General features: G+C 69.8%; 10 protein-coding genes. 4 read left to right on the forward strand and 6 right to left on the reverse strand.

The window, feature by feature from the left end; all coding sequences use genetic code 11:
• Window positions 1-46: 46 nt before the first annotated feature.
• On the reverse strand, window positions 47-721 hold the full coding sequence (locus tag ACWGIG_RS31120) for a Crp/Fnr family transcriptional regulator (RefSeq protein WP_185033934.1): 675 nt from the start codon (window positions 719-721) through the stop codon (window positions 47-49).
• Between the two features lie 350 nt (window positions 722-1,071).
• Here ACWGIG_RS31120 and nth point away from each other — a divergent pair, with 350 nt between their 5' ends.
• From nth to ACWGIG_RS31140, 4 genes are all read left to right on the forward strand, one after another.
• The gene (nth, locus tag ACWGIG_RS31125) at window positions 1,072-1,902 is read left to right on the forward strand and encodes an endonuclease III (RefSeq protein WP_453325028.1); all 831 of its coding nucleotides are present in this window, start codon (window positions 1,072-1,074) and stop codon (window positions 1,900-1,902) included.
• Window positions 1,903-2,158: 256 nt separating this feature from the next.
• The gene (locus tag ACWGIG_RS31130; protein ID WP_453325036.1) at window positions 2,159-2,842 is read left to right on the forward strand and encodes an NUDIX hydrolase; all 684 of its coding nucleotides are present in this window, start codon (window positions 2,159-2,161) and stop codon (window positions 2,840-2,842) included.
• Between the two features lie 22 nt (window positions 2,843-2,864).
• Window positions 2,865-4,070 (forward strand): MarP family serine protease, encoded by a 1,206-nt coding sequence (locus ACWGIG_RS31135; protein ID WP_453325029.1) that lies wholly within the window; start codon window positions 2,865-2,867, stop codon window positions 4,068-4,070.
• Between the two features lie 112 nt (window positions 4,071-4,182).
• Window positions 4,183-5,592 carry a 6-phospho-beta-glucosidase gene (locus ACWGIG_RS31140; protein WP_453325030.1) on the forward strand — a complete coding sequence of 470 codons (1,410 nt, stop codon included), beginning with the start codon at window positions 4,183-4,185 and terminating at the stop codon, window positions 5,590-5,592.
• 30 nt (window positions 5,593-5,622) lie between these two features.
• On the opposite strand, the gene ACWGIG_RS31145 is transcribed toward ACWGIG_RS31140, so the two are convergent.
• From ACWGIG_RS31145 to acs, 5 genes are all read right to left on the reverse strand, one after another.
• Window positions 5,623-5,811 carry a hypothetical protein gene (locus ACWGIG_RS31145; protein WP_453325031.1) on the reverse strand — a complete coding sequence of 63 codons (189 nt, stop codon included), beginning with the start codon at window positions 5,809-5,811 and terminating at the stop codon, window positions 5,623-5,625.
• Window positions 5,812-5,964: 153 nt separating this feature from the next.
• The gene (locus ACWGIG_RS31150) at window positions 5,965-6,942 is read right to left on the reverse strand and encodes an alpha/beta fold hydrolase (RefSeq protein ID WP_453325032.1); all 978 of its coding nucleotides are present in this window, start codon (window positions 6,940-6,942) and stop codon (window positions 5,965-5,967) included.
• On the reverse strand, window positions 6,939-7,421 hold the full coding sequence (locus tag ACWGIG_RS31155) for a phage holin family protein (RefSeq protein WP_453325033.1): 483 nt from the start codon (window positions 7,419-7,421) through the stop codon (window positions 6,939-6,941). The genes ACWGIG_RS31150 and ACWGIG_RS31155 overlap by 4 nt, the downstream gene beginning before the upstream one ends.
• A gap of 70 nt (window positions 7,422-7,491) precedes the next feature.
• Window positions 7,492-8,919: a Na+/H+ antiporter NhaA gene (gene nhaA, locus ACWGIG_RS31160; RefSeq protein WP_453325034.1), complete on the reverse strand. Its 1,428-nt coding sequence runs from the start codon at window positions 8,917-8,919 to the stop codon at window positions 7,492-7,494.
• 291 nt (window positions 8,920-9,210) lie between these two features.
• Window positions 9,211-11,181 carry an acetate--CoA ligase gene (acs, locus tag ACWGIG_RS31165; RefSeq protein WP_453325035.1) on the reverse strand — a complete coding sequence of 657 codons (1,971 nt, stop codon included), beginning with the start codon at window positions 11,179-11,181 and terminating at the stop codon, window positions 9,211-9,213.
• Window positions 11,182-11,301 lie beyond the last annotated feature (120 nt).

Raw genomic sequence — 11,301 nt, forward strand, 5'->3', positions numbered from 1 at the left:
CCGCAAAGGGGGCGCCCCGTCCTCGTACGTACGAGAAGCAGCCGCGTCAGCGCGAGCGCTTCGCGAGGCGCTCCACGTCCAGCAGGATCACGGCCCGCGCCTCCAGGCGCAGCCAGCCGCGGCCCGCGAAGTCCGCGAGTGCCTTGTTGACCGTCTCGCGGGACGCGCCGACCAACTGGGCCAGCTCTTCCTGCGTGAGGTCGTGCACGACGTGGATGCCCTCCTCGGACTGCACGCCGAAGCGGCGCGACAGGTCCAGGAGCGCACGGGCCACGCGGCCCGGCACGTCGGAGAAGACCAGGTCGGACATCTGGTCGTTGGTCTTGCGCAGCCGACGGGCCACCGCACGCAGCAGCGCGGTCGCGACCTCCGGGCGTACGTTCAGCCAGGGCTGGAGGTCGCCGTGGCCGAGGCCCAGCAGCTTGACCTCGGTCAGGGCCGTCGAGGTGGCGGTGCGCGGGCCCGGGTCGAACAGCGAAAGCTCGCCGATCAGCTCACCGGGGCCGAGGACGGCCAGCATGTTCTCCCGGCCGTCGGGGGAGGTGCGGTGAAGCTTCACCTTGCCCTCGGTCACCACATAGAGGCGGTCACCGGGGTCGCCCTCGTGGAACAGGGCGTCACCGCGTGCGAGGGTCACCTCGCTCATGGAGGCGCGCAGCTCCGCGGCCTGCTCGTCATCGAGCGCCGCGAAGAGCGGGGCGCGCCGCAGAACGTCGTCCACGTGTTCTCTCCTTGTCGACCTGCTCAGGGGACCGTGGTCCCCATGATGCCGGACGGTAAAACAGTGCGATCAATCACTAAGGATGACTTACTGCGGGGCCTGGTCGTGCTTCAGGGGGCCGATTGGGTAGGCATCAGGCCGTGACCAAGGCGGATGTCGGTGCCTGCCTCTAGGCTGGACGGGTGTCCAACAAGCCGGTGAGAGCGCAGGTCAAGGGGGCTGGACAGGTGACGGAAGGACGTAATTCTGCCGTGGGCGAACAGGCTGCGGCGAAGTCCAAGAAAGTTGCAGCGAAGCCCGAGAAAGTCGCCGCGAAGCCCGAGAAAACCGCGGCGGAGCCGAAGAGAGCCGTGAAAACAGCCGGACCGGCGCCGGCCAGGACCAAACCGTCCAAGCCCGAATCGCACCTCGCGATGGTCCGTCGTGCCCGCAGGATCAATCGCGAGCTGGCCGAGGTCTACCCGTACGCCCATCCCGAGCTGGACTTCGAGAACCCCTTCCAGCTGCTGGTCGCCACGGTCCTCTCGGCCCAGACCACCGACCTGCGGGTCAACCAGACCACCCCGGCCCTCTTCGAGGCGTACCCGACGCCCGAGGACATGGCGGCGGCGGTGCCGGAGGAGCTGGAGCAGATCATCCGGCCGACGGGCTTCTTCCGCGCCAAGGCGAGGTCCCTGCTCGGACTCTCCGCAGCACTGCGGGACAGCTTCGGCGGGCAGGTGCCGGGCCGGATCGAGGACCTGGTGACGCTGCCCGGAGTGGGCCGGAAGACGGCGAACGTCGTCCTCGGGAACTATTTCGGGGTCCCCGGCATTACCGTCGACACGCACTTCGGCCGCCTGGTGCGCCGCTGGAAGTGGACCGACGAGGAGGACCCGGTGAAGGTCGAGGCGGTGGTCGCCGAGATCTTCCCGAAGAGCGAGTGGACGATGCTCTCGCACCGTGTCGTCTTCCACGGCCGCCGGATCTGCCACTCCCGCAAGCCCGCCTGCGGCGCCTGCCCGATCGCTGCGCTCTGCCCTTCGTACGGCGAGGGCGAGACGGATCCGGAGAAGGCCGAGAAGCTGCTGAAGTACGAGAAGGGCGGCTACCCGGGGCAGCGGCTGAAGCCCCCGCAGTCCTTCCTGGACGCCGGTGGCAAGCCCGCGCAGCCGATGGGAGCGGGACCGGCCGGAAAGTGACCCCGGCCGGGCTCCGAATTCCGAAAACAGCGGCGGAGTCCGGAACGATCGTGCCGGGGACGGACGTTGGGATCGTACGGGGGTGGACATGGGACGTACAGGCGCGGAAAGTACTGCGGCGGTGAGCGAGGCGAGTGAGGCGCACAGGAGCAGCGGGACGCACGAGAACAGCGGGACGTACGCGGATAGCGGGACGTACGCGGACAGCGGGACGCACAGAAGTAGCGGGACGTACGAGAGCGGGGCGGCGACCGGAGTGACGGCAGAGGCAGCACAGGACACCGTCAGCGACCGGGGCCTGCCCGCCTGGCTGGACCCGGTGGCGGCGGTCGCCCGCAGCGTCCGCCCCGAGCAGCTCAGCAGCTTCCTGCCGCCGGAGAGCGGGTCCGGCAGGCAGTCCGCCGTCCTCGTGCTCTTCGGCGAGGGGGCGGAGGGCCCCGAGCTGCTCCTGATGGAGCGTGCGAGCAGCCTCCGCTCGCACGCGGGGCAGATTTCCTTCCCCGGCGGGGCCCTCGACCCGGGAGACGGCGATCCGGAGACCACAGGTCCGCTCCGGGCCGCACTCCGGGAGGCCGAGGAGGAGACCGGACTGGACCCCTCCGGTGTGCAGGTCTTCGGAGTGCTGCCCCGGCTCTACATTCCCGTCAGCAGCTTCGTGGTGACGCCGGTGCTGGGCTGGTGGCGCGAACCGAGCCCGGTCGGCGCCGTCGACCAGGGCGAGACCGCGAGCGTCTTCACGGTCCCCGTGGCGCACCTCACGGACCCGGCACACCGGGCGACGAGCGTGCACCCGCGCGGCCACCGCGGCCCCGCCTTCCTCCTGGAGTCCGGGCTGCTGTGGGGATTCACCGCAGGAGTGATCGACAAGGTGCTGCACTTCGCGGGCTGGGAGCGGCCCTGGGACCGCTCCCGCGAGGTCCCGCTCGACTGGCACGCATGACGGACATGACAGGGTGGCGGGCGTGAACGTCCTGGACATTGTGTTGCTGGTCGCGGCGGTGTGGTTCGCGGTCATCGGGTACCGCCAGGGATTCGTCGTCGGCGTGCTGTCGGTGATCGGGTTCCTCGGCGGCGGTCTTGTCGCGGTCTATCTGCTGCCGGTGATCTGGGGGTGGTTCTCCGACGGCTCGTCCCTCGGCGACTCCACGACCGGGATCCTGGTGGCGGTCGTGATCGTGATCGTCTGTGCCTCGGTGGGCCAGGCCTTCACCACCCACCTCGGCAACAAGCTGCGCAGACACATCACCTGGTCCCCGGCGCGCGCCCTGGACGCGACCGGTGGCTCACTGGTCAACGTTGTCGCGATGCTGCTGGTGGCCTGGCTGATCGGCTCGGCCCTCGCGGGCACCTCGCTGCCCACCGTCGGCAAGGAGGTGCGCAGCTCCAAGGTGCTGCTCGGGGTGTCCCGGGTGGTCCCCGGCGAGGCCAGCACCTGGTTCGCCGACTTCAGTTCCGTCCTTGCGCAGAACGGCTTCCCGCAGGTCTTCAGCCCGTTCTCGAACGAGCCGATCACCGCGGTCAAGCCCCCGGACCCGAAGCTCGCGGGCAGCCCGGTCGCGGCCCGCGCCAAGAAGTCGATCGTCAAGGTCGTCGGTACGGCGCCGGGCTGCGGCAAGGTTCTGGAAGGCACCGGCTTCGTGTTCTCCGAGCGCCGCGTGATGACCAACGCGCACGTCGTCGGCGGAGTCAGCGAGCCGACCGTCCAGATCGGTGGCGAGGGCAAGCTGTACGACGCGAAGGTCGTGCTCTACGACTGGAAGCGCGACATCGCCGTGCTGGACGTGCCGGACCTGCGGGCCGAGCCGCTCCGGTTCACCGAGGGCGACGCCCGCAGCGGCGACGGCGCGATCGTCGCCGGCTTCCCGGAGAACGGTGCGTACGACGTCCGGTCCGCTCGCGTCCGCGGCCGGATCAACGCCAAGGGCCCCGACATCTACCACCGCGACACGGTCCGCCGCGACGTCTACTCCCTGTACGCGACGGTCCGCCAGGGCAACTCCGGCGGCCCGCTGCTGACCCCGGAGGGCAAGGTGTACGGCGTCGTCTTCGCCAAGTCCCTGGACGACCCGCAGACGGGGTACGCACTGACCGCGGACGAGATCCAGAACGACATCAAGGCAGGCCGCGCCGCCAACCAGCAGGTGGACACCCAGGGCTGCGCGCTCTGAGACGTTCCGCGGACCGCGACCTGCCGGAGTCTGCCGATCAACCCGTGGGTGGAGGGCGAAAGCCAACCCACGGGTTGATCCGTACCGGCGCCCCGACCTGAGAGGCTGAAGCATGCGACTGACGATCCTGGGCGGCGGCGGATTCCGCGTCCCTCTGGTGTACGGAGCACTGCTGAGCGACCGTGCCGAGGGCCGCGTCACCCATGTCACCCTGCACGACCTCGACCCGGCCCGGCTGACAGCCATCGCCCGGGTCCTGACCGACCAGGCGGCCCGTGCCCGGGCCGAGGGCGTCCCCGACGCGCCCCCGGCACCCGAGGTCACGGTCACCACCGACCTGGACGAGGCGTTGCGCGGCGCGGACTTCGTCTTCTCGGCGATCCGGGTCGGCGGCCTGGCGGGCCGCGCGGCCGACGAGCGGGTCGCCCTGGACGAGGGAGTGCTCGGCCAGGAGACCGTCGGCGCGGGCGGCATCGCCTACGGCCTGCGTACGGTCCCGGTCGCCGTCGACATCGCCCGCAGGGTGGCCCGGCTGGCTCCCGACGCCTGGGTCATCAACTTCACCAATCCGGCCGGCCTGGTCACCGAGGCCATGTCCCGCCACCTCGGGAGCCGCGTCATCGGCATCTGCGACTCCCCGGTGGGCCTGGCCCGCAGGGTCGCCCGCACCCTCGGCGTGGCGGACCCCGCCGCCGCCCGCCCGGACTACGTGGGCCTCAACCACCTGGGCTGGCTGCGCGGGCTGTACGTCGACGACCGCGACGTGCTCCCGGACCTGTTCGCCGATCCGGACCGGCTGGCGTCCTTCGAGGAGGGCAGGCTCTTCGGCACCGACTGGCTGCGCTCGCTCGGCTCGGTGCCCAACGAGTACCTGCACTACTACTACTTCAACCGCGAAGCGGTGACCGCCTACCGGCAGGCGAAGCAGACCCGCGGCGCCTTCCTCCACGACCAGCAGGCACGCTTCTACGACGAGCTGGCGGCCGGTCATGACCCGGCCGACCCAGCCGGTCCTGCCGTACGCGAAGGCGCCGCCTGGGACGCCTGGGACCGTACGAGGGCCGAGCGCGAGGCGACGTACATGGCGGAGAACCGGGAGGCGGCGGGTGCGGGCGAGCGCACGGCCGACGACCTGGAGTCCGGCGGGTACGAGTACGTGGCACTGGCCCTGATGCGGGCCATCGCGCGCGACGAACGCACGACGCTGATCCTCAACGTCCGAAACAGCGGCGTGCTCAGCCTCCTCGACGAGGCAGCCGTCATCGAAGTCCCGTGCGTGGTCGACGCGGCCGGCGCCCGCCCCGTCGCGGTGTCGCAGCTCACCGGCCATGAGGCGGGCCTGGTGGCCGCCGTGAAGGCCGTGGAGCGCTGCGTACTGGCAGCGGGGGAGAGCGGGTCGGCGCGGGAAGCGGTCAAGGCGTTCGCCCTGCACCCGCTCGTCGACTCGGTCCAGGTGGCGCGCAGGCTGCTGGAGGGCTACCGGGGCGCACACCCGGGACTTGACTACCTCAGGAAGGACTGACCCGGAGCGGGCCCGCCCCCGAGAGGAGCATCAGCTCCGTTGATGCCTCAGGCGCGCCGACATCCACCGGGCGCGGCGCCGGAGGATGCGTGGAATGCCAATCGCCTGACCGGGGTGGTGATGGCCCTCATCGTGGGGGCGTCCCCTCTCGTAGGTGATCGGCGCTGCGGCCGAGCGGCGGTTGCGTGCTGCGTCACCGTAGTCGTGCGTCCAGCCCATACCCCGACGTGTGCCCGGGGTCCAAGGTCGGTAATCACCTGACGGGCCGCCAATTGGCCTATGCGGGAGGCATTTGGCTGTTCGTAGTACAAGCGTTCTGGTGGACGGTGTCTTCGGTGGCCCTCGGTCGCCCGACGGTCGCCTGCTGGTTGTTTACCGGTCCGGCTCCGGGTCCTTCAGCCAGTCCACCAGCTCCTTGGAGAAGGTCGCCGGGTCCTCCTCGTGCGGGAAGTGCCCGAGCCCGTCGAGCAGCCGCCACCGGTACGGCGCCTCGACGTACTCGCCGGAGCCCGCCACGCTGCGGGTGCGCAGCACCGGGTCCAGCGATCCGTGCAGATGCAGTGTCGGCACCCGCACCGGCGTCTTCATCCGCCGGTTGAACTGGAGTCCGTCGGGCCGCGCCATCGACCGCACCATCCACCGGTACGGCTCGATCGAGCAGTGTGCCGTCGACGGGATCGTCATCGCCCGGCGGTAGGCGTCGATCGTCGCGTCGTCCGGCTGCCGGGGTCCCGACCAGTCCCGGATCAGCCGCCCCGTCAACGCCGCGTCGTCCGCGAGGAGTTGACGCTCCGGCACCCAAGGCCGCTGGAATCCCCAGATGTACGATCCGGCCCGCGACTGCGAGAAGTCCGCCAGCATCGCCGAGCGCCAGCGCCTCGGGTGCGGCATCGACGAGACCGCCAGCCGGCGCACCAGCTTGGGCCGCATCGCCGCCGCGGTCCACGCCAGGTACCCGCCCAGGTCGTGCCCGACGAGCGCCGCGTCCGGCTCGCCCAGGGACCGTACGACGCCCGTGATGTCCAGTGCGAGGTTCGCCGGGTCGTAGCCACGGGGCGTACGGTCGCTGCCGCCCACTCCGCGCAGATCCATCGCCACCGCCCGGAAACCGGCTTCGGCGAGCGCCGTCAGCTGATGCCGCCAGGTCCACCAGAACTGCGGGAACCCGTGCAGCAGAAGTACCAGCGGACCGTCTCCCATTTCCGCGATGTGGAAACGCGCGCCGTTCGCCGCCACGTCCCGGTGCGTCCACGGGCCGTCGAGACGTACGACGGAGGAGGCGGACGTCGGGGCCGGGAAGGCGGCGGACGAAGCGGAATTACCGGAGCCGTTGGTATCAAGGGCGGTCATACGGACGAGCGTGCCACAACGGACGTGTTGTCCTGCACCTGACGGGGGTGCGGCTTCGCATTCCCGAGTACGGCGGCCGTCTCCTTGGCCGCGGCGGCGGCCTTCTGCGGGCCCCGGCCCTTCTTGGCCTTCTTCGCGAAGATGACGCCGATCAGTCCCAGCAGGCCCGCGACCAGCACGTTCGCGGCGAAGGAGAGCAGGAAGCACCAGCCGAGGTTCCAGCCGCCGCTCCACGCGTGGATCCCGTACGCCAGTGCGAAGCTCAGCATGGGCAGCGAGAAGATCAGTACGGCGCCGGCCGCGCCGAACGCCCCGCCGCCGACCGCACCGCGCTTCACGTCCTGCCGGAGCTGGATCTTGGCCAGCGCGATCTCGTCGTGCACGAGCGCGGACATCTCGGTGGTCGCCGTGGCGACCAACTGACCGAGGCTGCGCTCGGCGCTCTCGACGCCGTGGGCGTTGCGGGCGGGGTCGCTCATCGCTCTCTCCCTCTTTTGTTCAAGCTTCTGTGCAAGCTCGAAGTTCAAGCTCATCGGATCTGCAGTCAGATCATGCCGGACCGGTGCCGTCGTCGCGCGACGCCCCCAGCACTTCTTCGTTGTTCCCGCTACCCGCACACTGCTCGGCCAGCCGTCGGTGCTCCGCGGCTTTCGCGTCGTAGATCTCGGCCATCCGCAGGTGGTAGTCCGGCTTGCCCACCTCGTAGATGTCCGGGATCCCGTCCATGTCCTCGTCGCGCTCTTCCTCGTCGTAGAGCGCACGGTACTTGCGGACCCGCAGTTTCAGCAGCACGCCGGACAGAACCGCGGCGATCAGCGATCCGATCAGGACCGCCGCCTTGACCTCGTCGGCCAGCTCCAGGTCGTTGCTGAAGGCGAGTTCGCCGATCAGCAGGGAGACGGTGAAGCCGATACCGGCCAGCGAGGCGATGGCGAAGACGTCCGGCCAGACGAGGTCGTCATTGAGTTCCGCCTTGGTGAAGCGGGCCGCCAGCCACGTACCGCCGAAGATGCCGACCGCCTTGCCGACCACCAGACCCAGCACCACACCCAGCGTCTCCGGCTTGGTGAACACATCGGCGAGCGCACCACCCGTCACGGAGACACCGGCCGAGAAAAGGGCGAACAGCGGCACCGCGAGGCCCGCCGACAACGGCCGCACCAGGTGCTCGATGTGCTCGCCCGGCGAGTGCTCCTCGCCCTCGCGCCGACTGCAGCGCAGCATCAGGCCCATCGCGACACCGGCGATCGTGGCGTGCACGCCGCTGTTGTACATCAGGCCCCAGATCACCAGCGCCAGCGGCACGTACACGTACCAGCCGCGTACGTTCGCGCGCAGCAGCAGCCAGAAGACGGCCAGGCCGACGACGGCCCCGCCGAGCGCGGCGAAGTTGATGTCGCTGGTGAAGAAGACCGCGATGATCAGGATCGCGAAGAGGTCGTCGACGACGGCGAGGGTGAGCAGGAAGGCCCGCAGCGCGGACGGCAGTGAGGTGCCGATGACGGCGAGGACGGCGAGCGCGAAGGCGATGTCGGTCGCGGTCGGGACCGCCCAGCCGTTGGTGTTCCCGTCGCCGATGACGTTCACGAGTACGTAGACGAGGGCCGGGGCCGCCATGCCGCAGAGGGCGGCGATCACGGGGAGGGCGGCGGCCTTCGGGTCGCGCAGTTCGCCCGCGACGAGCTCGCGCTTGAGCTCGATGCCGGCGACGAAGAAGAAGATCGCGAGGAGGCCGTCGGCCGCCCAGTGCTGGACGGAGAGGTCGAGGCCGAGGAAGCCGGGACCGAGGTGCAGACCCCGCAGCGACTCGTAACTCGATCCGAAGGTGTTCGCCCAGATCAGCGCCGCGACGGCGGCCACGAGGAGCAGGACACCGCCGACCGTCTCGGTGCGCAGGGCGTCCGCGACGTACGTCCGCTCGGGGAGCGGGAGCCGTCCGAGGAACTTGCTCTTGGTGGGGGGAGTGGACGCGGCCACGGGGAAAACCTCCGGTCGGTGGGCAGCATGAAGCACATTGCCGACCAGACTTCCCGGCGCACCTGTTGAGTTTTGACGCGTTCCTGACGCGTGGGCAACTCTACCGGTGGTGCGCAAGGGCGTATCCGGCGATCTTCACTTTACGAGCGAAAAGGGCACCCGGCGCGGGGAGCGCGGGGTGCCCTTGAGCTGTTCAGGGGACGTGCGGGACATGCCGGACGTGCCGGAAGTGTGAGACGTGCCGGATGTGTGAGACGTGCGAGACGTGCAGGAAGTACGAGGCTGGTGTGACTAGTCGTCGCCACCGGCCGAGCTCGGCAGCTTGGCCTGGATCAGTCCCATCACGGACGCGTCGGTGAGCGTCGAGACGTCGCCCAGCTCCCGGTCCTCGGCGATGTCGCGCAGCAGACGGCGCATGATCTTGCCCGAGCGGGTCTTCGGCAGCTCGGCCACCGGCATGATCCGCTTGGGCTTGGCGATCGGGCCGAGCGTGGCACCGACGTGATTGCGCAGGTCCGCGACCAGGGAGTCGGTCTCGGACGCCGTGCCGCGCAGGATCACGAACGCCACGATCGCCTGACCGGTCGTCTCGTCAGCCGCACCGACCACGGCCGCCTCGGCGACCGACGGGTGCGAGACGAGCGCGGACTCGACCTCGGTGGTGGAGATGTTGTGGCCGGACACCAGCATCACGTCGTCGACCCGGCCCAGCAGCCAGATGTCGCCGTCGTCGTCCTTCTTGGCGCCGTCACCGGCGAAGTACCGGCCTTCGAAGCGGGACCAGTACGTGTCGATGAAGCGCTGGTCGTCGCCCCAGATCGTCCGGAGCATGGAAGGCCACGGCTCCGTCAGTACGAGGTAGCCGCCACCGCCGTTGGGAACCTCACGCGCCTCGTCGTCCACGACCGTCGCAGCGATACCGGGGAGTGCGCGCTGGGCCGAACCCGGCTTGGTCTCGGTGACGCCCGGCAGCGGCGCGATCATCATCGCGCCGGTCTCGGTCTGCCACCAGGTGTCCACGATCGGGCACTTGTCGGCGCCGATGTGCTTGCGGTACCACATCCACGCCTCGGGGTTGATCGGCTCGCCGACCGACCCGAGGACGCGCAGCGACGACAGGTCGAACTTCGCGGGGATGTCGTCGCCCCACTTCATGAAGGTACGGATCGCGGTCGGCGCGGTGTAGAGGATCGTCACGCCGTACTTCTGCACGATCTCCCAGAAACGTCCCTGGTGGGGGGAGTCGGGGGTGCCCTCGTACATGACCTGCGTGGCGCCGTTCGCAAGCGGCCCGTAGACGATGTACGAGTGGCCGGTCACCCAGCCGATGTCGGCGGTGCACCAGTAGACGTCGGTCTCCGGCTTGAGGTCGAAGACCGCGTGGTGGGTGTACGCCGCCTGGGTGAGGTAGCCGCCGGAGGTGTGCAGGATGCCCTTGGGCTTACCCGTCGTACCCGACGTGTACAGGATGAAGAGCGGGTGCTCGGCCTCGAAGGCCTCGGGGGTGTGCTCGGTCGACTGGCGGCCGACGATGTCGTGCCACCACACGTCGCGGGCGCTGTCCCACGCCGTCTCCTGCTTGGTCCGCTGTACGACCAGTACGTGCTCCACCTGCGGACACTTCGCCACGGCCTCGTCGATCGCGGGCTTCAGCGCGGAGGGCTTGCCGCGCCGGTAGCCGCCGTCGGAGGTGATGACGAGCTTGGCGTCGGCGTCCTGGATGCGGGAGGCGACGGCGTCGGCGGAGAAGCCGCCGAAGACGACCGAGTGCGCGGCGCCGACGCGGGCACAGGCCAGCATCGCGATCGCGGCCTCGGGGATCATCGGGAGGTAGACGGCGACGCGGTCGCCCTTGCGTACGCCCAGCTCGGTGAGGGCGTTCGCGGCGCGCGACACCTCGTCCTTGAGCTCCGCATACGTAAGGGAGCGGCTGTCGCCCGGCTCGCCCTCGAAGTGGATCGCGACGCGGTCGCCGTTGCCCGCCTCGACGTGGCGGTCCACGCAGTTGTACGCGACGTTGAGCTCGCCGTCCGCGAACCACTTCGCGAAGGGCGGGTTCGACCAGTCGAGCGTCTCGGTGGGCTCGGTGGCCCAACTGAGGCGGCGTGCCTGCTCGGCCCAGAAGCCGAGCCGGTCGGCCTTGGCCTGTTCGTACGCCTCCGCCGTGACGTTGGCGTTGGCGGCCAGCTCGGCAGGAGGAGCAAAGCGGCGCTCTTCCTTCAAAAGATTGGCCAAGCTCTCGTTGCTCACGACATCTCCCATTCCCAGGGCGTCCGATGTGTCCCGGGACCTAGCTCATCAGTCCGGGGCCCTGGTGACAAGAGCCATCCGGAAATTGGTTTAGACCTATTGGGTCCGTGAGCTGCTACGACGCCCGTACGG

This window comes from Streptomyces sp. NPDC054863 (assembly GCF_053610825.1).

What these genes read in the sequence shown, in the direction of transcription:
- ACWGIG_RS31140 (WP_453325030.1), top strand. Translation starts at nt 4,183, where the DNA reads ATGCGACTGACGATCCTGGGCGGCGGCGGATTCCGCGTCCCTCTGGTG.
- ACWGIG_RS31145 (WP_453325031.1), bottom strand. Translation starts at nt 5,811, where the DNA reads ATGGGCTGGACGCACGACTACGGTGACGCAGCACGCAACCGCCGCTCG.
- ACWGIG_RS31150 (WP_453325032.1), bottom strand. Translation starts at nt 6,942, where the DNA reads ATGACCGCCCTTGATACCAACGGCTCCGGTAATTCCGCTTCGTCCGCC.
- ACWGIG_RS31155 (WP_453325033.1), bottom strand. Translation starts at nt 7,421, where the DNA reads ATGAGCGACCCCGCCCGCAACGCCCACGGCGTCGAGAGCGCCGAGCGC.
- acs (WP_453325035.1), bottom strand. Translation starts at nt 11,181, where the DNA reads ATGGGAGATGTCGTGAGCAACGAGAGCTTGGCCAATCTTTTGAAGGAA.